We start from the raw sequence: 20,836 nt of genomic DNA on the forward strand, positions 1-20,836 counted from the left end.
TTATTTTATTTTTTTTGATTGTCTATTGCTTCTTAATTTGCATCTCTCTAATTTACAAATAACAAATTTACAAGCAGCTGAAATAGACACAAGCGCATACCAAATATACCAGTTGCTGTAAACCCACAAATAAAAATATAACAAATAATGAGTACTACTACTGATACCGAACAAAGCGTAGAATTAAACCGCTACAGTAAAACCTTAACCGCCGACCCTACCCAACCGGCTGCGCAGGCCATGCTTTATGGTATTGGTTTAACTGATGATGATATGAAAAAACCCCAGGTTGGCATCGCCAGCATGGGTTACGATGGCAATACCTGTAACATGCACTTAAATGATTTAGCCAAAGTGGTGAAGAAAAGTACATGGAATGAAAACATGGTAGGCCTTATATTTAATACCATTGGCGTAAGCGATGGCATGAGCAACGGTACAGAAGGTATGCGTTACTCATTAGTAAGCCGCGATATTATTGCCGATTCTATTGAGGCCGTTTGTGGTGCTCAATATTATGATGGCTTAATTACCATTCCCGGTTGTGATAAAAATATGCCGGGTTCTGTAATTGCAATGGGCCGTTTAAACCGTCCCTCTATTATGGTTTACGGTGGTACTATTAAACCGGGGCATTACAAAGGCGAAGATTTAAACATTGTATCTGCATTTGAGGCTTTAGGTAAAAAAATTGCCGGCCAGATGGATGAGTTCGATTTTCAGCAGATCATCAGAAATGCTTGCCCTGGCGCTGGTGCTTGTGGTGGTATTTATACCGCTAACACCATGGCTGCCGCTATCGAGGCTTTGGGTATGAGCTTGCCTTACTCCTCTTCTACCCCGGCTTTGAGCCCGGAGAAACTGGAAGAATGTACTGCAGCAGGAAAAGCGATCTTAACTTTATTAGAGAAAGATATCAAACCTTCGGACATCATGACCCGCAAGGCATTTGAGAACGCCATTGTTACCATTATGGTAATGGGTGGATCAACAAATGCGGTGTTGCACTTAATTGCCATGGCAAAAAGTGTTGATGTACCATTAACTCAGGATGATTTCCAAACCATCAGTAACCGGATCCCATTACTGGCCGATATGAAGCCAAGCGGTAAATACATGATGGAAGATTTACATAAAGTAGGTGGTATCCCTGCAGTAATGAAATATTTATTATCGTTAGGTTGGTTACACGGCGATTGCTTAACTGTAACAGGTAAAACCATTGCCGAAAACCTGGAATCTGTACCTGCATTAGATTTCGATAAGCAAAAAGTATTCTTACCAAAAGAAGAAGCGATTAAAGCAACCGGTCACTTACAGATCCTTTACGGAAACATTGCTACCGGTGGTAGCGTTGCCAAAATTACAGGTAAAGAGGGCGACCACTTTGAAGGCCCCGCCCGCGTATTTGATGGCGAGTTCGAACTGATTCATGGGATTCAAAGCGGCCGTGTTAAATCTGGCGATGTAGTGGTTATCCGCAATGTAGGCCCTAAGGGTGCACCAGGAATGCCAGAAATGCTAAAACCAACCTCTGCTATTTTCGGTGCTGGTTTGGGTAGTTCGGTAGCGTTAATTACAGATGGCCGTTTCTCTGGTGGTACACATGGTTTCGTAGTAGGGCACATCACACCCGAGGCATTTGACGGCGGTGCTATTGCTTTTGTAAAAGATGAAGACAAGATCATCATCGATTCAAAAACAAACCAGATCAACCTCATCATCAGCGATGAAGAAATGGCAGCCCGCAAAGCAGCATGGGTTCAGCCTAAATTAAAAGTGACTAAAGGCGTTTTATACAAATACGCCAAAAGCGTTACCACGGCTGCAGAGGGTTGTGTAACGGATGGCGAATAAATAATATTGCTGATACGAATAAAGAAACCTTACAGCCGACCAAACCTAAATGAAAAAGATCTTATCACTGTTAATTTTTAGTTTTTTTTCTACCATTATTTACGCCCAGGTTAGTGACTCAAAATCACTTTCAGACAGCACAATTCAATGGAAAAAAGGTAGTTTTTGGGTTCGGGGTAATTATACGATTGGCGATGTGCCAACAACTAATAAAGTTGTTTATAACAAGTTAAAAAATTCTACGGCATCGGCTAATGAACTTAAAGAGTACAATAAATATAAGCACCTAACCGCTTATTCTTTTGGGGCAGCGATGTCATGCTTAGTAGCATCTTTAATAGTTGATAAAGGCTCAAGCTCATGGAAAAGCACTTCGGGTAAAGTGTTATTTGGTGTAGGATGTGGATTATAATACCCGAATTTATTTTTGCCAATAAGAAAAAGCAGCATTTGAAACGTGCAGTAGATATATATAATCAACAGATTATATAATAGTAATAAAAGTCCGGAGGTCGAGAATAAGTAATGATTGACCAATGACAAACAAATAGAATAAAAACAAAGTAATATGAACGAGACAGCAATTGCACAGCAGGAGTTAGTAACTGCACCCGAAAACGAGGTAGCAGTAGAGCTTACAGGATCGGCCGCTTTATTAGAAGCGCTACTGGTCGAAGGCGTCGATACTATTTTTGGATACCCCGGTGGCGCAATTATGCCCGTCTACGATGCTTTGTATGATTATAAAGAAAAGCTTAACCATATACTGGTTCGCCACGAGCAAGGTGGTATCCACGCCGGTCAGGGTTATGCACGTACCTCTGGTAAAGTGGGTGTTGTGTTTGCAACCAGCGGCCCAGGCGCTACTAACTTAATCACCGGCCTGGCCGATGCACAGATTGATAGCACACCATTGGTTTGTATCACCGGTCAGGTTTTTGCACACCTGTTGGGTACCGATGCTTTTCAGGAAACTGATATCATCAACATTTCATCACCGGTTACCAAGTGGAACTACCAGGTTACAGATGCTACCGAAATTCCGGAAGTACTGGCTAAGGCATTTTACATTGCCCGCAGCGGTCGGCCGGGTCCGGTTTTGATCGATATTACCAAGAACGCACAGATCCAGAAATTTCAGTTCAAGGGTTATACGCCTTGCAACCATATCCGCAGCTACAGGCCAAAACCAATTGTTCGTAACGAATATGTTGAGCAGGCAGCCGCGCTGATCAATCAGGCTAAAAAACCATTTATCTTATTTGGCCAGGGTGTTATTTTGGGCGAAGCAGAAAAAGAGTTTAAAACTTTTGTCGAAAAATCTGGCATCCCTGCCGCATGGACCATTTTAGGGGCAGGCGCTATCCCTACAGATCATCCGCAAAATGTGGGTATGTTGGGTATGCACGGCAACTACGGCCCTAACGTATTAACCAACGAGTGCGATGTGCTAATTGCCATCGGTATGCGTTTTGATGATCGTGTAACCGGCCGTTTAGATAAATACGCTAAACAGGCACAAGTTATCCATTTGGATATTGACCCGGCAGAGATCGACAAAAACGTAAAAAGTACCGTACCGGTATGGGGCGATTGTAAAGAAACTTTACCCTTGCTTACCGCCTTGGTTGATCAGAAGCAACATACCGAGTGGTTAAATTTATTTAACGAATACACTGCCAAAGAAGTTGAAGCAGTAATTGATGCAGAACTACACCCAACTACAGGCGAAATGACTATGGGCGAGGTAATAAATCAGCTGAATATATTAACCAAAGGCGAAGCTGTTATTGTGAGCGACGTAGGCCAGCACCAAATGGTAGCCTGCCGTTATGCCGACTTTAAACAAACCCGTAGCAATATTACCAGCGGTGGTTTAGGCACCATGGGCTTTGCATTGCCAGCTGCTATCGGCGCAAAATATGGTGCGCAAGATCGCACCGTGGTAGCCATCATTGGCGATGGTGGTATGCAAATGACCATCCAGGAACTGGGTACCATTATGCAGAGCGGTGTTGATGTAAAGATCATCATCTTAAACAACCGTTTCTTAGGCATGGTTCGCCAATGGCAGGAGTTGTTTAACGAGCGTCGTTACTCATTTGTTGACATCCAAAGCCCGGACTTCGTTCAGGTGGCAGCAGGTTACCGCATCCCCGGTAAATGCATAAGCGAACGCGAAGAATTACAACCGGCGCTTGAGCAAATGCTTAACAACAAAGGTTCTTTCTTATTAGAAGTGATGGTTACTAAAGAAAACAATGTTTTCCCGATGGTACCACAAGGATGCAGCGTTAGCGAAATCAGATTAAAATAATCCCAGAGCGTTTTAAAGAAACAAACATGGACAAGCAGGAATTTAACATCACCGTATATACCGAAAACCAGATTGGTCTGCTGAATCGCATCGCCATCATTTTCACCCGCAGGAAAATCAATATCGATAGCCTGAATACCTCTCCTTCTGAGATCAATGGTATCCACCGTTTCAACATCGTAATTGATGAAACTGAAGAAGTAGTACGCAAACTTTGCCGCCAGATTGAGAAACAGGTGGAAGTATTAAAAGCATACTACCATACCAATGCCGACGTTATTTGGCAAGAGATGGCGCTTTATAAAGTACCTACCGAGCTTATTGCCGAGAAGGCCAGCGTTGAGCGTTTACTGCGCGAGAACGGTGCCCGTGCGGTAGTGATCCGTAAAGATTATATCGTGTTTGAAACCACCGGACACCGCGAGGAAACCGACAACCTGATCAAAGTTTTACAACCTTACGGCCTGATCGAATTTGTTCGCAGCGCGCGTATCGCCATCATCAAAGACAGCGAAGGTTTTAACTCTAAGATTCGCGAGTTTGAACGTTTAGACCCAAGCGAAGAGGTTATCGAAAACGAATACCTGAACAAAGGACAAAAGGTATTTACCATGTAGTGAGTTGATAAGTAATAGATCATGGATCATAGCCGAATTAGAGCTACTATGAACTATCAACCATTAACTATGAACTAAAAACAATTAAGTAACATCATAAAACCCATCGGTGAAATCAAAAAACATCGGTGAAATCAAAGAAATAAAAAAACAAAAAACAATGGCACAATTAAATTTTGGCGGCACTGAAGAAAACGTAGTAACCCGCGATGAATTTCCACTTTCGAAAGCACAGGAAGTATTAAGCAAAGAAGTAGTAGCCGTTATTGGTTACGGAGTTCAAGGGCCAGGCCAGGCGCTAAATCAAAAAGACAATGGTATTAATGTTATCGTTGGTCAGCGTAAAGGTTCAAAAAGCTGGGATAAAGCTGTAAGTGATGGCTTTGTACCGGGCGAAACCCTTTTCGAAATTGAAGAAGCCCTTGAAAAAGGAACTATCTATTGCTACTTATTAAGCGATGCTGCACAAATTGAATTGTGGCCAACTGTTAAAAAACACTTAACTCCGGGTAAAGCATTATACTTCTCTCATGGTTTCGGTATCACTTTTAAAGAGCAAACCGGCATCATCCCTCCTGCAGATGTTGACGTATTTTTAGTTGCGCCTAAAGGTTCTGGTACTTCATTACGCCGTATGTTCTTGCAGGGTCGTGGCTTAAACTCAAGCTTCGCTATCTTCCAGGATGCAACTGGTAAAGCTTGGGAAAGAGTTGTTGCCTTAGGTATTGCTGTAGGTAGTGGTTACCTGTTCGAAACAGATTTCAAAAAAGAAGTATTCAGTGATTTAACAGGCGAGCGTGGTACGCTGATGGGTTGTATCCAGGGTATTTTTGCTGCTCAATACGATGTATTACGTAGCAAAGGCCACACGCCATCAGAAGCATTTAACGAAACTGTTGAAGAATTAACTCAATCGTTAATGCCATTAGTTGCAGAAAACGGTATGGACTGGATGTATGCAAACTGTTCTACTACTGCACAACGTGGTGCGTTAGACTGGTGGAAAAAATTCCGTGATGCTACAAAACCGGTATTTGAAGAATTGTACGAAAGTGTTGCTACAGGCAAAGAGTCACAACGCTCTATCGACCTGAACAGCCAACCGGATTACCGCGAAAAACTGGATGCAGAATTGAAAGAATTACGCGATAGCGAATTATGGCAAGCAGGTAAAACTGTACGCAGCTTACGCCCTGAGAACCAGGCTGTAGAAAGCATTAGCTAATATAGCCTCAACCCGGCCCTCTCATGAAGAATAAGAAGGTAAGAAAAGGTTAAATATAAATTATACTACTTGTCATTGCGAAAGGCTTTTAAAGCCCTCTCCCCCGGAGAGGGTTGGGTGAGGCTCTTTCGCACTGACAAATTTTTCAATTATGGGAAATACATTATTCGATAAGATTTGGGATGCCCACGTGGTGAGCAGTAAGGAAGGATTTCCGGATATTTTATATATCGATACCCATTTTATACACGAGGTAACCAGTCCGCAGGCATTTGATGGTTTGCGTAAACGCGGTTTACCAGTACTTAGGCCACAACAAACTGTTGCCACAGCAGATCATAACGTGCCAACCTGGGACCAGCACTTACCTATCAAGGAAGAGCTTTCGCGTTACCAGGTTGATATGCTGACTAAAAACTGTGCTGAGTTTGGTGTTGAGCTTTATGGTTTAGGCCACCCTTACCAAGGCATTGTACACGTAATTGGTCCCGAACTTGGTATTACCCGCCCCGGTGGTACTTACGTTTGTGGCGATAGCCATACTTCAACCCATGGCGCGTTTGGTGCTATTGCGTTTGGTATCGGCACATCGCAGGTAGAACAGGTTATGGCTACACAATGCCTGCTTCAGTCTCGCCCTAAAAGAATGAAAATTGAAGTTAACGGTAAACTGCAAAACGGTGTTGGCGCTAAAGATATTATCCTATACATCATCTCTAAAACCACCGCTGCCGGCGGTACTGGTTATGCGGTTGAATATGCCGGTGATACCATCCGCTCGTTAAGCATGGAGGGCCGCATGACCATCTGTAACATGAGCATCGAAATGGGTGCCCGTTGCGGACTGATTGCGCCTGATGATACCACTATAGAATACGTACAAGGTCGCGAATTTGCCCCTAAAGGCGAAGACTGGGATAAAGCAGTTGCTTACTGGAATACGCTTTACTCTGATGATGATGCACAGTTTGACAGTGTATTAAACTTCAACGCCGAAGATATTGAGCCGATGATCACCTACGGAACTAATCCGGGCATGGGCATCGGCGTAACACAGCATGTACCGGTTACAGCTGATGTTGATCCAACAGAACAAAAATCATATGCTAACTCGTTAGCCTATATGGGCGTGCATGATGATGAATCATTGATCGGTAAACCGATTGATTATGTATTCATAGGCAGTTGTACGAACTCCCGTATCGAAGACCTGCGCGAAGTAGCAACCTTTTTTAAAGGCCGCCACAAAGCAGATCACGTTACCGTATGGGTGGTACCGGGCTCTAAACAAGTACAGGAACAAGCCATTGCCGAAGGGTTGGACAAGGTTTTCGAAGCAGCAGGTTTTCCGCTACGCGAACCTGGTTGCAGTGCTTGCTTAGGTATGAATGAGGACAAGATCCCGGCAGGTAAATACTGCGTATCAACCTCAAACAGAAACTTTGAAGGCCGTCAGGGTCCTAATTCACGTACGATACTGGCAAGTCCGTTAACTGCAGCAGCAGCGGCGGTGACTGGTAAGATTACGGATATACGTGAGTTACTTGCCGAAGGAGAATTAGTAGGATAAATAAACATTGTCATTACGAGACGTTTAAAGCCCTCTACTTTGGAGAGGATTGGGTGAGGCAACGCAATGACAAAAACTAAAATATATGATACTAGAAGTTGCCATATTAGATGTAATACCGGGATCTGAAAATGATTTCATTGCTGCGTTTGCAAAAGCACAACATATTATATCTGGTATGGCCGGTTACATTTCGCATCAATTAAAAAGATGTGTAGAAAATGCAAGCCGATTCATTTTACTGGTCGAATGGGTAAAACTATCAGACCATACAGAAGGCTTCCGGAAATCAAAAGAATATATAGAATGGAAAAGTTTATTGCATCATTTTTATGATCCTTTTCCAACTGTAGAACATTATCAATAAAAAAAAATTGTCATTACGGGGCGCTTTAAAGCCCTCTCCTCTGGAGAGGGTTGGGTGAGGCTGACTACATGACATAAACGAAAATATAATGTCAACGAAAATTTTTAAACACATTCAATCAACAGCAGTACCGTTGCCGATTGAAAATATTGATACCGACCAGATTATCCCGGCAAGGTTTTTAAAAGCCACCACCCGCGATGGCTTTGGTAATAACCTTTTCCGTGACTGGCGTTTTGATGAGAACGATAACCCTAAACAAGAGTTCGTACTCAACAACCCAACCTACGCTGGTAAGGTACTGGTAGCAGGCAAAAACTTTGGTTGCGGAAGCAGCCGCGAGCATGCTGCCTGGGCACTGTCTGACTATGGTTTCGACGCCGTGGTAAGCAGCTTTTTTGCAGATATATTTAAAGGCAACGCACTTAACAACGGCTTACTACCCGTACAGGTAAGCGATGATTTTTTAGCTAAAATTTTCGACGAACTGTACAGTGACAAAGATGCCCAGATCGAAATTGACCTGGAGCAGCAAGTAATCCGCATCAGCAATACAGGTGATGAAGAAGCTTTCGAAATCAACGCGTACAAAAAGGCTTGCCTTACTAATGGGTATGATGATATCGATTATATACTTAGCAATAAGGCACTGGTAGAAGAATTTGAAAGTAAACGATAATTAACCAATATGTCATTGCGAGCGATAGCGTGGCAATCTCGTCGGAGATTATAAACGCAACGAGATTGCTTCGTTCCTCGCAATGACAAAGTAAAAGATATGGCAACCACAAACAAATTCATCAAACGTGATCCATCAACAAGTAAATTGTTTGATGAGCGTAGTCTGCAAAGAGATTACGCAACGCTTGCGTCTTTGTTAAAACCGGGCATGCAGGTGCTTGATGTTGGCTGTGGTACAGGTGCTATATCGAAAGATATAGCAAATATAATAGGGCCGCAGGGGCAAGTTACCGGCATCGATAACACAGGTCATTTTATTGAAAGTGGCAAGGAAACTTATAATGATGTCGAAAATCTGGAACTGATCCACACAGATCTGTTTGATTTTAATCCGGAAGAAAAATTCGACCTCATAGTTTCGGCACGTACTATTCAGTGGTTAAGTAATCCGCAGGAAGCTATTGCCAAAATGAAAAGTATGTTGAAGCCAGGCGGCTGGTTATCTGTTTTAGATTATGACCATACCGCTTTAGCCTGGATACCGGAGCCACCTTTAAGCATGCGCAGATTCTACGCCACTTTTTTAAGATGGCGATCTGATGCAGGCATGAACAACGAGGTTGCCGAAGATGCTAAAGGCTTTTTCGAAGAACTGGGTTTCCAGAACATCGAAGTGCTGAATGCTGATGAAGTATACGAAAAAGGTCAGCCTGATTTTGAGCACAAGATCAGCATCTGGAGTAAAGTAGCAGCCATGAATCAGATTGTGGAAGAAGGCTACATCAGCGACGCAGACAGGCTGCAAGCCATTGAAGATTACAACCAATGGATTGCCACCGATGCCAAGCAAATGATAATGAAATTGAAAGAAACAAGAGGACAAAATCTTTAAATATAAAAAGGACCGTCATGCTGAACTTGTTTCAGCATCCCACAGGACATTTCCATCTGCTAAGCATTTTGCAGACTTTGCACGTGAGATGCCGAAACAAGTTCGGCATGACGGTTAGATAAAACTAAACATGAAAAAACACATCTTAGTTATTCCAGGTGATGGCATTGGCCCCGAGGTTACGACCTGGGGCAAAGCTGTTTTGGAAGAAATTGCTGCACAATACAATCACGAATTTACTTTTGACGAGGCGTTAATGGGTCATGCGGGCATCGAAGCCACTGGCAATCCCTTGCCCGACGAGACTTTAGAAAAAGCAAAAGCCAGCGATGCCATCCTGTTTGGCGCCATTGGCCATATTAAATATGATAACGATCCGTCTGCAAAGGTTCGCCCCGAGCAGGGGTTATTGAAAATCCGTAAAGAACTTGGGTTATATGCTAACCTGCGCCCCATCATGCTGTTTGATGAGCTGCTGGATGCATCGAGCTTAAAGCCAGAAGTATTACGCGGTACCGATATCTTGTTTTTCCGCGAGCTGACCGGTGATGTTTACTTCGGCGAAAAAACTCGTAGCGAAGACAGAAACACAGCATCAGACCTAATGATCTATCATCGTTACGAGGTGGAACGAATTGCTAAAAAAGCATTCGAAGCTGCACAAGTGCGTGGTAAACGCCTTTGTTCTGTAGATAAAGCTAACGTATTGGAATCGTCACGCCTATGGCGCGAAGTGGTACAGGAACTGGCTAAACAATACCCTGATGTGGAAACAGAGCACATGTTCATCGACAATGCAGCCATGCAACTGGTTAAGAACCCTAAAAAATTTGATGTGGTGCTTACAGCCAATTTATTCGGAGATATTTTAACTGATGAGGCTTCGCAAATTGCAGGTTCGATGGGTATGCTGGCATCTGCCTCTATTGGCGACGGTACCGGTTTCTTTGAGCCTATCCACGGTTCGGCGCATGATATTGCCGGTCAGGACAAAGCTAATCCGCTGGCATCTATCTTATCTGTGGCTTTGATGCTGGAGATTAGTTTTGGCCTGAAAGACGAAGCCAAAAAGATTACCGACGCCATCGACAAAACATTAAAAGACGGCTACCGCACCGGCGACATCGCCGATGCCAATACCGACAAAGCCAAAATACTAGGTACCCAGGCAATGGGACAAAAAGTTTTGGAATACTTGAAGGGATAATAGGACAAAGGACTTTTATACAAAGGACAAAAATTAAATAATAATTCCTTCTCCTTTGGAGAGGGCTAGGAGAGGCTCTTATGAACTGGAACGCTGATTTATACGATCAAAAACACGCATTCGTTTACCAATTTGGTGAAAACGTGGTGGAGCTGCTGGATGTTAAACCCGGCGAACGCATCCATGATGTAGGTTGTGGTACAGGCTACCTCACCCGGCAGATCAAAAATCTGGGTGCTGATGTTGTGGGTACAGATTACTCTCCGGAAATGATCGCGCAAGCGCAAAAGCTATATCCCGAAGTAAAATTTGCTGTAGCCGATGCGGGCAACCATCAATTTATAGAACCTTTTGATGCCGTGTTCAGCAATGCGGCGCTGCACTGGGTAAAAAACCAGGACGGTATGATTGCTTCGGTTTATAACAGCCTGAAACCCGGCGGCCGCTTTGTGGCCGAAATGGGTGGCAAAGGTAATGTTGATAAACTACTGGCTGCTACACAAAGCACACTGGCTAAATACGGCTACCACGAACAGGCCAAAATCAATCAATGGTATTTCCCATCATTAGGCGAGTATGCCAGCCGTTTAGAGTCGCATGGTTTTCGCGTAACCTTTGCTTCGCACTTCGACCGTAAAACACCGTTGCAGGATGGTGCTCAAGGCGTGGCCAAATGGATAGAAATGTTCGGCTCGGTGTATTTTAAAGATATCCCCGAGCAAGATAAACAACAAATACTGGCAGAAATTACCGAAATACTTCGCCCCTACTATGACGAAAACGGACAATGGTATGCCGATTATAAAAGATTAAGATTTATAGCTGTTAAAGAGATTTGAGATAATCTCTAAATTCATTTGCAGACGTATAAGATAATAAGAAATAAAAAGAACACATGTGAGAGCAGGATCGACAGACAAGTAAAAGTCTCAAATCTCATATCTCACATCTAAAATTTAAGAAAATATGCTACACGATCCAAACCGCGTTTATGTATTTGACACCACCCTACGTGATGGTGAGCAGGTACCGGGCTGCCAGTTGACAACGCCTGAAAAGATAGAGATAGCCCGCGAACTGGAACTCCTGGGCGTAGATATTATCGAGGCTGGTTTCCCGGCATCAAGCCCCGGCGATTTTCAAAGCGTTGTTGAAATTGCCAAGGCTGTAAATAACCCTACTATTTGTGCTTTAACACGCGCACATCAAAAAGATATTGATGCCGCTGTTGAGGCCCTTAAATATGCTAAGCATCCGCGCATCCATACCGGTATCGGCTCGTCTGACATGCACATTAAAACCAAATTTAACAGCACCCGCGAAGAGATTCTGGAACGTGCTGTTGCTGCGGTTAAATACGCTAAAAAATCGGTAGAAGATATTGAGTTTTATGCCGAAGATGCCGGCCGTGCCGATATTGTTTACCTGGCGCAAATGGTTGAAGCCGTTATTGCTGCCGGTGCAACGGTTGTAAACATCCCCGATACTAATGGTTATTGCCTGCCCGATCAATACGGCAGCAAGATCAAGTACCTGAAAGAAAATGTCAAAAACATTGATAAAGCCATCATCTCGGTACATTGCCATAACGATTTAGGCCTGGCCACTGCCAACTCTATCGCAGGTTTGCAAAATGGTGCCCGGCAGATAGAAGGTACCATTAACGGGATTGGCGAGCGTGCAGGCAATACCTCTATCGAAGAAGTCGTCATGGTGCTGAAAACGCACCAGGTGCTTGGCCTGCATACTAACATCAACACTAAAATGTTTTTTGAATTAAGCCGCATGGTAAGCACGCAAATGCGGATGCCTGTGCAGGCTAACAAAGCTATTGTTGGTGCCAATGCTTTTGCACACAGTTCGGGCATCCATCAGGATGGGTTCTTAAAAAACAGGGAAAACTACGAGATCATTCGCCCCGAAGATGTGGGCTTCCCGAGTGCAAGTATTGTACTAACAGCACGCAGTGGCCGCCATGCTTTAAAATTTCACTTAGAGCGTTTGGGTTACAACTTAAGCAAAGATGACCTCGCCGATGTTTATACCAAATTTTTAACCCTTGCCGACAATAAGCTCGACATTAATGATGATGATCTGAAAAGCCTGATGGTTGCTCAGCTAGTAAAACAATAATGAGTACCGAAACTAAATATCATCTTGATTTTGAGTCGGCCGCGCAAAGGCTAAAAGGTGTTATACGCCGTACACCGCTGGAGTTTAACCAGGTACTTTCTGATCGTTTCGATTGCGAGATCTACCTGAAACGCGAAGACCTGCAGGTAGTACGTTCCTACAAATTGCGTGGTGCCTATAATATGATTAGTCAGCTAAATGAGGATCAGATGCGCCGTGGCATTGTTTGCGCAAGTGCGGGTAACCATGCACAGGGTGTGGCTTTTTCCTGCAAAAAATTAGGTATACGCGGCGTAATCTTTATGCCCGAAATTACCCCGAACCAAAAGGTTAAACAAACCCAGATGTTTGGCAATGGCAGCATAGATATTATACTGGTGGGCGACACTTTCGACGATTGCCTGAAAGAAGCCCTGGCGTATACCGAAGAACACGGCATGACCTTTGTACCCCCTTTCGACAATGAACGGATTGTAGAAGGCCAGGGCACCGTTGGCGTTGAAATATATGAAGACCTGCCCGATGCCGAAGTGGTAATTATGCCCATTGGTGGCGGCGGCCTTGCAGCCGGTGCCGGTACTTACCTGAAACAACAAAACCCCAACATTATATTAGCCGGAGTTGAGCCAGAAGGTGCGCCATCTATGTTTATGGCGCTGGAGGCCGGCGAACCGATAACCTTAGCTAAGGTAAATCGCTTTGTTGATGGTGCATCGGTTAAACGTGTGGGGAGTATCAACTTCGAGATCTGCCAGCAAATACTGGATGATATGCTTACCGTGCCCGAAGGTAAGATCTGTACCGCCATGCTAAAGCTCTATAACGAGGATGCGATAGTGGTTGAGCCCGCAGGTGCGCTATCTGTTGCTGTGCTCGATCTGTACAAAGAGCAGATCAGGGGCAAAAAGGTAGTATGCATTATCAGCGGCGGTAATAACGATATTGACCGTATGCAGGATATTAAAGAGCAATCACTGCTTTACGAAGGATTGAAACATTACTTCATCGTTCGTTTCCCGCAACGCCCGGGCGCTTTAAAACTATTTGTAAGCGAGGTTTTAGGCCCGCACGATGATATTACCCGTTTCGAGTTTATCAAAAAAACCGAGCGCGAAAGCGGCCCTGCCCTGGTAGGTATCGAACTAAGATCTGCCGATGATTACAAGGCCCTATTAGAACGCATGGAAGCCAACCGTTTTGAGGTAATTGAAATCAACAGGGACCAGACGCTGTTTGAGTACCTGGTATAGGTTAGAGGCAAGAGATAAGAAACCGTAGAGACACAATACATTGTGTCTTTTTTATTTAGCACATCTTTAACATACGTACATTTTATCTCTAAATAATTATCTTTAGAGCAATACCTTAATATGCGTAAAGCCCTTATCTTGTTTTGCTGCCTACCCTTTATGGGCAATGCACAATCCAATAATATTAAACTAATTGACCTGTATCTTAACGGCGAATACCAGCAAAGCTTTAATGGCAATGTGCTAATCGCACAGCATGGTAAAACTATTTACCAGAAGGCATTTGGTTACCGTAATATCGATTTAAAGCTACCGCTTAATAATTCATCGGTATTTGAGTTAGCCTCGGTTTCAAAGCAGTTTACCGCTCTAAGCATTTTGCAGTTGAAGGAGCAGGGCAAACTTAAACTTACTGATTCGCTACGAGCTTATTTCCCACAACTTCCCTATCACAATATCACCATACAAAACCTGCTTACTCATACATCTGGCTTGCCCGATTATTTGAATCAAATGATTAAAAAGTGGGATCATAAACAAATAGCTTTTAATAACGATGTTATTGATTTTTTGGCCATTAATAAACCAAAACTACTCTTTACGCCAGGATCACAGTACGAATATTCAAATACAGGCTACGTTATATTAGCCAGCATTATCGAAAAATTGACGGGGGAGAGCTACAACAATTATCTAAAGCAACAGATATTTAAACCACTGGGTATGGATAGTTCACGCGTGTACAATACCCGCCGATCCAAACAAGATACTATTGCCAATTATGCCTACGGCTATGTTTATAACGCAGCGTATAAAAAGTACGTGCTGCCGGATAGCTTAAAGAAATTTGATTTTGTTTATTGGCTCGACGGTATAACCGGCGATGGCACTGTAAACTCTACCACCAGAGATTTATTGAAATGGAACAATGCATTGCTTAGCAACAAGCTAATTAACGCTCTTGATCAGAAAGATATGCTTTCCCCTCATGTACTTACAGATACAATTACCAATGCCCACTATGGTTATGGGATTGATATATTGAAAGATGAATTGGGCAATTTTACCACACATAGCGGCAGCTGGCCGGGTTACACTTCTGTGCTTACTCATTACGAAACGGGAGATTATACGGTAATTGTTTTATCGAACAATGAATCTAACGCTGTAGGCATTTCACAAGCACTTTGCCATATATTAAACGGCCGTGCCGTTGTACAGCCTTACCGGCATCAGGAAACCAATGTTGATCCTGCAATTTTAGATAAATATGTAGGGACATACATGTTCACTTTAAAAATTGAATTAGTAAAAAGAGATGGAAAACTGTACAGGCATTTACCTGGCCGGAGTATTAATTCGGATGTTGAACTCAAACCCGAATCTCCCACCAAGTTTTTTTATAGCAATAGGGCAGATATCCAGATTGAGTTTGAATTAGATAAACAAGGTAATGTGGCACATAGCTACTTAATTAATTATGGCCTTAAAATAGAGGCCCGCAAATCAGAATAGTATTGGGCTTAAAACTCCATATGCTTACTCACCTTTATATCATCTCTTTGCCTAACGGATACTTACGCATTTGGAGGTTAAACATTTTGATGCTTACGTCATCCTGCGATAAACCCAATCAAGACAATACTTAGAGACACAATACTTTGTATCTTTTTTATTTAACTGCATTTGTAGAGACACAAAGTATTGTGTCTCTACAATAATTCACATTTTAAATACTAAAATAAATAGCAAAATCTATTATATTTAGCCCCTCAAAACTCCATCTTTTTTATGGCCGATAAGCCAATCTTAAATGCCGACCAAAAGATTGCTTTTAAAGCCCTCCAAAAATTTATTGACCACCCAACCGCCAACACATTTGTGTTGAAAGGCTATGCCGGTACCGGAAAAACCTTTCTGATGCAATATCTGGGCAAATGGCTCGAAAGCAATAATCATAGCTTTTGCATGCTGGCCTCTACAGGCAGGGCGGCAAGTGTGTTAAGGGGTAAAACCGGCTTTGATGCCAAAACTGTGCATAGCGAAGTTTATAATTTCAGCAAGGTAAACGGTGCCGATGGCGGGCAGGCAGAAAGTGCTTCGGCTACATACAGTAACCAGATGTCGCTGCAGTTTACTGTACGCGTCCCCGACGAAAACCAAGTGCTTTATATCGTAGATGAAGCATCGATGCTATCGGGCGAGGCCAGTACGGACAGTAGTTTTGCTACATTTGGTACGGGCAACCTGTTAAACGACCTGTTTATGGCTGCCGGGAAAAACAAGATTGTTTTTGTGGGCGACCCTTGCCAGTTGCCACCAGTAAAGCAGGTAACCAGCCCGGCATTAGATACCGATTGGCTGGCTGCTAAAGAGCGGGTTGCTATTTCTTTTACTTTAGAAAAAATTGAACGTACTTCATCTGATAATGATATTTTAAAACTAGCAGGATTGGTACGTACGCTGGGCCAGCAAAAAACATTCGAACGCTTTATCAGGCTTCCGGCCAATAATCTCAATCATGTTAGGCTGCATAGCTCGGAAGAAGAGCTATTTAAAAGTTATCAGAAAAAATACCGTACCGAAGGCGCCAATGGGGCATTGGCTATAGCCCGAAGCAACAAAACTGTACAGAACATTAACATGGCCATGCGCCGCGATTTGTTTGGGAAACTGCACATGCCTATGCAATTGGGCGATGTATTGTTGGTTACGCAAAATAACTATGCAGTGCCGCTTACCAACGGCGATTTTGTTACCGTTTGCGACATTGGCGGCATCAGTAGCAAAGAAGATCTGCGTTTTCAGCGGATTACGGTAAAAGCCGTAACTACCGGGCTCGAATATACCCTATTACTTTCGCTCGATGTCCTAAATAGTATTACCGGCAATCTGGACGAAGATCAGTCGCATTTACTGATGATGGATTTTAATCACCGGATGCGCCGGAAGAATGTTTCGCCCAACACGCCCGAGTACCGGAAAGCCATGATGGCCGATGAATACCTGAGTTGCTTAAAAGCTACTTTCGGCTATGCGGTTACCTGCCACAAATCGCAAGGGGGCGAATGGAACAATGTATTCCTTTTTTTGGATAAAAGCATGTACGGCATGCCCGCACCAGAACTTTGTAAATGGTGGTATACGGCCATTACAAGAACCAAGCAGGAGCTAAATTTAGTAAAAGATTGGTGGGTACGTTGAGTTTAGCGGTAAGATTGAGATAAAACTCCATAATTTAAATTCTGTCATTGAGGTACTAAGCAATCTCGTAGCCATACAGATCAAATAACATGTGACAAGATTGCCACGCTATCGCTCGCAATGACAACTTATTATTGACTCTACAGTACTCAATACGCCAAATGTTTACTCACCTTGATATTCACCCCTTTGCCTAACGGATATTTACCCATTTCGAGGTTAAACATTTTAATGCTTACGTCATCATGCGTTAAAACCAGTTCTTCATAAGGGCCTTTAAAAAGGCTGTGCGTTACTATCCATTTCTTGGGCATAAAACTTTGTACAATGCTAATCCATTCGGGGTAGATCACCACTTTTTGCAGTTCGGTTTCGATACCTAGTGATTTGGCTTGCTGATTATCCAACACGGTGCAATTACTTAGTAATTTGGCGGTATAGAAATTCTGCGGATGATTATACAATTCCTGCGGAGCGCCATGTTCTATGATCTCCCCATTGCGAATCACCACCAGTTCATCAGCCATCGAAAGCACCTCGGCAGGGTCATGCGATACCATAATTACGGCAATACCTGTTTCATCCACAATCCGCCGGATATCACGCTGAAGGCCCTCGCGGAAAGAAGTATCTACCTGGTTAAAAGGCTCATCCAAAAACAACACTTCGGGCTTTAAGGCCAAGGCACGGGCTATGGCTACCCTTTGTTTTTCGCCGCCGCTTAACATGGCTACTTTTTTATCGGCCATGTGCAACATATTTAGTTGCCGCAATAGCTGCTCAGACCGTTCCTTTTTATAGGCCAAATTGGTATTGGGTAGCAGGGTGGCAATGTTATCCCATACGTTGGCAAACAGGTTTAGGTCATCTGCATGCTGGGTAACCATCTTCATCTGGTCATGCCCGGGTATCAGTTTTTCTTCCGGCCCCCAAATCATTTCGCCCTTAAAACTTACCCTGCCCTCTTGCGGCGATAGCAGCCCATATAATAATCGAAGCAAGGTGCTTTTGCCGCTGCCGCTTTCGCCAATAATGGCGGTAATAATAGCCGGCTTAATATCTATAGTAATATTGCGCACACCAGCAGCGTGCTTGCCATTGTAAATTTTGCTAACTGCTTTGGCCTGTAAAAAAGGTTGATCTGCCATGGGCAGTAAAGATACATAAAACAACAAAGGCCCCGATATACCCGGAGCCTTTGTGATACCTATTAAAGCGATTATTAAAACCCAACCATTATACCAAAGGCAAAGTTTTTAAGTCCTTCCTGTGCGGGGCTGTTCTCAAACATATCATTAAAGTAATATTTGGCAAATATCCCCATAGAACCGTAACCCACACGGGTAAAGGCACCGTAACGTGTTTTGGCAAAGTGATAGTCGCCATTCATTTTCTGTTTTCCGTTTTCGTCACTTATTTGTTTTACACGGCCATTAATCAGAAAGCCTAAGTCTGGGCCGGCTACAAAGTGCCAGCGGCGGCCGCTTGCATCCTCGTGGGTACGAAAATCGAATGATAAGGGTACACGGATATAAGTAGATGAGAAACGGTTTTTGCTATAGTCGATATTATCCTGCACATAAGTCAACGTTGACTGGTCGCGTTGAATGGTGATATTATCACGTAAACGGATCAGTGTCCAGTCGAAACCACCCGATACATATATTTTAAAGGTGCTGTTGAAACGATAGCTAAACTGCAATACATCAAACCCAACATTACTAGTTTTCCAGGAGCGGTATCTTAAAAAATCATTCTGCGGAGATAGTTTAAAGCTGCCATTATCAACCAGGGTGGTTAAACCCAGGTCGAACCTGGTAAATGTGATACCCCATGCAAAACCCGGCGCTTTACTATGCTCACGATATTCGGTAGTATCCTTATTATTGAGATTAAGATGGCTGGCGCCTTCACCCTTGCCAAAGCTAATGTGGAAGCCTTTTTTGGTTTTGGCTGTGTCGGTAACAGTTTTTGTAGTATCTGTACTTTGTGCAAATGCACCCGTAGCACCCGCAAATAACATCGCGATAATTATTAATCGTTTCATGGTTGGTATATATTTAGATTGAGTGTATAGCTTATTTATCTGTTTTTACTTTAACAAAGCCCAGGTTAATGCCGGTTATGGTAGATTCATCATCATCTGTATCGCTAAATACAATCACTTTATCCTGCCGTTTATCAACCTTGGCTACTACCACATTAATTAGGTCGCCAAAGCTACGGATACCGTGTTTTTTAACAGGTGCCTTTGTTGGTTTGTTGGACGGCAATTGAATAGAAGCCACCTGATTAGTTGTTTTAAAATCGTCGGTCAGAGGCATTACCGGTTTAATAGCGGTAAGCGACTCATCGGGCACCACAGATTGGATTATTTTATGGTCATTGGCAGATAACACAGCTAAATTTTCGCGCTCTGCAGGCAATGTTTGTTGTTCGTCTGATACTTCCTTTTCAGTTTTCTGAGCAGTTTTAATACCCTGATGTTTTGTACGGCTAACGTATGCCACTTGATTAATTACAGCTATATTACGATTTGATTTTACTGATTGAGTTTGTTCGATTTGCGCTTGTTTAACAGCTTCAGCAGCAATTTGCTGAGCATCCTGTTTGGCCTGGCTCAAATCTTCATCCTTTTCATCGGTTGTTTCTGTTTCGCCCTTATCCAGTTGTTTTATAATATGGTTTTTCCCGTGGATATGATTGTTGGCCTGGCTATTGTCCGGCTCAGTATCTTTTAATAAAAAGAACAAACCAATAGCTGTAAATAAGGCAATGCCTGCCGCAATACGCATCAACGGTACCAGCGAACGCTTACGTTTTGCACCGTCGAGCTCCACAACAATTCCTTTCCAAACCTTGCCGGTAGGTTCAACCTCCAGATTATCCAGTTTAGAGCGGAATAACTCATCCATATCTTTATCCTGCATACTCATAATTTCTTCCTTCCATTTTAATGATCTGTTCTTTCAAAATAGTGCGTGCCCTTGATAGCTGCGACTTTGAAGCCCCTTCCGAGATCCCCATCATCTCACCGATTTCCCTGTGTGTATACCCTTCTATAGCGTAAAGGTTAAACACCATACGGTAACCCGGCGATAGCTTCTGGATCATTACCAGCAGATCCTTTGCATCCAAATTGGCCGCTGCCGCCGCATTAACAGATTGCTGCGGGGTATTCTCGTCTATTTCTACGTGCATCATTTTGTGATGCTTGCGATAATATTCTATCGAGCTGTGTACCATAATCCTGCGTACCCATCCTTCAAACGAACCCTCACCGCGGTAATCATTCATTTTTTGGAACACCCGTACAAAACCATTCTGCAACATATCTTCCGCCTCCATCTTATCTACCGCGTATCGCATACATACCGCCAGCATCTTAGCCGCAAACTGCTTATAAAGCAATTCCTGCGCCTTACGACTGCCTGCTTTGCAGTCGTTTATCAAATCGTCGATAGATGGTTTATGTTTTAAAAACAGCATTTAATAGTAAGATGATACATCAGTGCA

At 43.3% G+C, this 20,836-nt stretch carries 19 protein-coding genes; 15 read left to right on the forward strand and 4 right to left on the reverse strand.

Annotation, left to right across the window (positions count from 1 at the left end):
• Nucleotides 1-147 precede the first annotated feature (147 nt).
• From ilvD to RG47T_RS15870, 15 genes are all read left to right on the forward strand, one after another.
• The gene (gene ilvD, locus RG47T_RS15800) at nucleotides 148-1,857 is read left to right on the forward strand and encodes a dihydroxy-acid dehydratase (protein ID WP_074490365.1); all 1,710 of its coding nucleotides are present in this window, start codon (nucleotides 148-150) and stop codon (nucleotides 1,855-1,857) included.
• 49 nt (nucleotides 1,858-1,906) lie between these two features.
• A complete protein-coding gene (locus RG47T_RS15805; RefSeq protein WP_074490366.1) occupies nucleotides 1,907-2,269 on the forward strand; it encodes a hypothetical protein in 363 nt (120 codons plus the stop codon).
• A 156-nt stretch (nucleotides 2,270-2,425) separates the two neighbouring features.
• On the forward strand, nucleotides 2,426-4,174 hold the full coding sequence (gene ilvB / locus RG47T_RS15810; protein ID WP_074490367.1) for a biosynthetic-type acetolactate synthase large subunit: 1,749 nt from the start codon (nucleotides 2,426-2,428) through the stop codon (nucleotides 4,172-4,174).
• Between the two features lie 26 nt (nucleotides 4,175-4,200).
• The gene (gene ilvN, locus RG47T_RS15815) at nucleotides 4,201-4,791 is read left to right on the forward strand and encodes an acetolactate synthase small subunit (protein ID WP_074490368.1); all 591 of its coding nucleotides are present in this window, start codon (nucleotides 4,201-4,203) and stop codon (nucleotides 4,789-4,791) included.
• Nucleotides 4,792-4,951: 160 nt separating this feature from the next.
• A complete protein-coding gene (gene ilvC / locus RG47T_RS15820; RefSeq protein ID WP_074493510.1) occupies nucleotides 4,952-6,016 on the forward strand; it encodes a ketol-acid reductoisomerase in 1,065 nt (354 codons plus the stop codon).
• 151 nt (nucleotides 6,017-6,167) lie between these two features.
• Nucleotides 6,168-7,586, forward strand: coding sequence for a 3-isopropylmalate dehydratase large subunit (leuC, locus tag RG47T_RS15825; protein ID WP_074490369.1), 1,419 nt, complete (start codon nucleotides 6,168-6,170; stop codon nucleotides 7,584-7,586).
• A gap of 85 nt (nucleotides 7,587-7,671) precedes the next feature.
• Nucleotides 7,672-7,953, forward strand: a complete 282-nt coding sequence (locus tag RG47T_RS15830; RefSeq protein ID WP_074490370.1) for an antibiotic biosynthesis monooxygenase family protein — start codon at nucleotides 7,672-7,674, stop codon at nucleotides 7,951-7,953.
• A gap of 88 nt (nucleotides 7,954-8,041) precedes the next feature.
• Nucleotides 8,042-8,632: a 3-isopropylmalate dehydratase small subunit gene (leuD, locus tag RG47T_RS15835; protein ID WP_074490371.1), complete on the forward strand. Its 591-nt coding sequence runs from the start codon at nucleotides 8,042-8,044 to the stop codon at nucleotides 8,630-8,632.
• Between the two features lie 99 nt (nucleotides 8,633-8,731).
• Complete coding sequence (locus RG47T_RS15840) at nucleotides 8,732-9,526, forward strand: class I SAM-dependent methyltransferase (protein ID WP_074490372.1); 795 nt, start codon at nucleotides 8,732-8,734, stop codon at nucleotides 9,524-9,526.
• 130 nt (nucleotides 9,527-9,656) lie between these two features.
• Nucleotides 9,657-10,733 (forward strand): 3-isopropylmalate dehydrogenase, encoded by a 1,077-nt coding sequence (leuB, locus tag RG47T_RS15845; RefSeq protein ID WP_074490373.1) that lies wholly within the window; start codon nucleotides 9,657-9,659, stop codon nucleotides 10,731-10,733.
• A gap of 80 nt (nucleotides 10,734-10,813) precedes the next feature.
• Complete coding sequence (locus tag RG47T_RS15850) at nucleotides 10,814-11,572, forward strand: class I SAM-dependent methyltransferase (protein ID WP_074490374.1); 759 nt, start codon at nucleotides 10,814-10,816, stop codon at nucleotides 11,570-11,572.
• Nucleotides 11,573-11,699: 127 nt separating this feature from the next.
• Nucleotides 11,700-12,866, forward strand: coding sequence for a 2-isopropylmalate synthase (locus RG47T_RS15855; RefSeq protein WP_074490375.1), 1,167 nt, complete (start codon nucleotides 11,700-11,702; stop codon nucleotides 12,864-12,866).
• A complete protein-coding gene (gene ilvA / locus RG47T_RS15860; RefSeq protein ID WP_074490376.1) occupies nucleotides 12,866-14,116 on the forward strand; it encodes a threonine ammonia-lyase IlvA in 1,251 nt (416 codons plus the stop codon). Before RG47T_RS15855 ends, ilvA begins: the two co-directional genes overlap by 1 nt.
• A 120-nt stretch (nucleotides 14,117-14,236) precedes the next feature.
• A complete protein-coding gene (locus RG47T_RS15865; RefSeq protein ID WP_074490377.1) occupies nucleotides 14,237-15,631 on the forward strand; it encodes a serine hydrolase in 1,395 nt (464 codons plus the stop codon).
• Nucleotides 15,632-15,907: 276 nt separating this feature from the next.
• Entirely contained in the window at nucleotides 15,908-17,320 is a 1,413-nt protein-coding gene (locus RG47T_RS15870) for an ATP-dependent DNA helicase (protein ID WP_074490378.1), read from the forward strand.
• A 149-nt stretch (nucleotides 17,321-17,469) separates the two neighbouring features.
• On the opposite strand, the gene RG47T_RS15875 is transcribed toward RG47T_RS15870, so the two are convergent.
• The 4 genes from RG47T_RS15875 to RG47T_RS15890 form a co-directional block, all read right to left on the reverse strand.
• Nucleotides 17,470-18,468: an ABC transporter ATP-binding protein gene (locus RG47T_RS15875; protein WP_074490379.1), complete on the reverse strand. Its 999-nt coding sequence runs from the start codon at nucleotides 18,466-18,468 to the stop codon at nucleotides 17,470-17,472.
• 74 nt (nucleotides 18,469-18,542) lie between these two features.
• Nucleotides 18,543-19,367 carry an outer membrane beta-barrel protein gene (locus RG47T_RS15880; RefSeq protein ID WP_074490380.1) on the reverse strand — a complete coding sequence of 275 codons (825 nt, stop codon included), beginning with the start codon at nucleotides 19,365-19,367 and terminating at the stop codon, nucleotides 18,543-18,545.
• 31 nt (nucleotides 19,368-19,398) lie between these two features.
• Entirely contained in the window at nucleotides 19,399-20,256 is an 858-nt protein-coding gene (locus tag RG47T_RS15885) for a hypothetical protein (protein ID WP_074490381.1), read from the reverse strand.
• Nucleotides 20,240-20,809 carry an RNA polymerase sigma factor gene (locus tag RG47T_RS15890; protein ID WP_074490382.1) on the reverse strand — a complete coding sequence of 190 codons (570 nt, stop codon included), beginning with the start codon at nucleotides 20,807-20,809 and terminating at the stop codon, nucleotides 20,240-20,242. Before RG47T_RS15890 ends, RG47T_RS15885 begins: the two co-directional genes overlap by 17 nt.
• Between the last annotated feature and the right edge of the window lie 27 nt (nucleotides 20,810-20,836).

It is taken from the genome of Mucilaginibacter polytrichastri, from assembly GCF_001911425.1.
In the GTDB taxonomy this organism is placed as follows: Bacteria; Bacteroidota; Bacteroidia; order Sphingobacteriales; family Sphingobacteriaceae; genus Mucilaginibacter; species Mucilaginibacter polytrichastri.

Bases quoted from the DNA above. Each gene is read 5' to 3' on its own strand.
- ilvD (WP_074490365.1), top strand. From the start codon at position 148: ATGAGTACTACTACTGATACCGAACAAAGCGTAGAATTAAACCGCTAC.
- RG47T_RS15805 (WP_074490366.1), top strand. From the start codon at position 1,907: ATGAAAAAGATCTTATCACTGTTAATTTTTAGTTTTTTTTCTACCATT.
- ilvB (WP_074490367.1), top strand. From the start codon at position 2,426: ATGAACGAGACAGCAATTGCACAGCAGGAGTTAGTAACTGCACCCGAA.
- ilvN (WP_074490368.1), top strand. From the start codon at position 4,201: ATGGACAAGCAGGAATTTAACATCACCGTATATACCGAAAACCAGATT.
- ilvC (WP_074493510.1), top strand. From the start codon at position 4,952: ATGGCACAATTAAATTTTGGCGGCACTGAAGAAAACGTAGTAACCCGC.
- leuC (WP_074490369.1), top strand. From the start codon at position 6,168: ATGGGAAATACATTATTCGATAAGATTTGGGATGCCCACGTGGTGAGC.
- RG47T_RS15830 (WP_074490370.1), top strand. From the start codon at position 7,672: ATGATACTAGAAGTTGCCATATTAGATGTAATACCGGGATCTGAAAAT.
- leuD (WP_074490371.1), top strand. From the start codon at position 8,042: ATGTCAACGAAAATTTTTAAACACATTCAATCAACAGCAGTACCGTTG.
- RG47T_RS15840 (WP_074490372.1), top strand. From the start codon at position 8,732: ATGGCAACCACAAACAAATTCATCAAACGTGATCCATCAACAAGTAAA.
- leuB (WP_074490373.1), top strand. From the start codon at position 9,657: ATGAAAAAACACATCTTAGTTATTCCAGGTGATGGCATTGGCCCCGAG.
- RG47T_RS15850 (WP_074490374.1), top strand. From the start codon at position 10,814: ATGAACTGGAACGCTGATTTATACGATCAAAAACACGCATTCGTTTAC.
- RG47T_RS15855 (WP_074490375.1), top strand. From the start codon at position 11,700: ATGCTACACGATCCAAACCGCGTTTATGTATTTGACACCACCCTACGT.
- ilvA (WP_074490376.1), top strand. From the start codon at position 12,866: ATGAGTACCGAAACTAAATATCATCTTGATTTTGAGTCGGCCGCGCAA.
- RG47T_RS15865 (WP_074490377.1), top strand. From the start codon at position 14,237: ATGCGTAAAGCCCTTATCTTGTTTTGCTGCCTACCCTTTATGGGCAAT.
- RG47T_RS15870 (WP_074490378.1), top strand. From the start codon at position 15,908: ATGGCCGATAAGCCAATCTTAAATGCCGACCAAAAGATTGCTTTTAAA.
- RG47T_RS15875 (WP_074490379.1), bottom strand. From the start codon at position 18,468: ATGGCAGATCAACCTTTTTTACAGGCCAAAGCAGTTAGCAAAATTTAC.
- RG47T_RS15880 (WP_074490380.1), bottom strand. From the start codon at position 19,367: ATGAAACGATTAATAATTATCGCGATGTTATTTGCGGGTGCTACGGGT.
- RG47T_RS15885 (WP_074490381.1), bottom strand. From the start codon at position 20,256: ATGAGTATGCAGGATAAAGATATGGATGAGTTATTCCGCTCTAAACTG.
- RG47T_RS15890 (WP_074490382.1), bottom strand. From the start codon at position 20,809: ATGCTGTTTTTAAAACATAAACCATCTATCGACGATTTGATAAACGAC.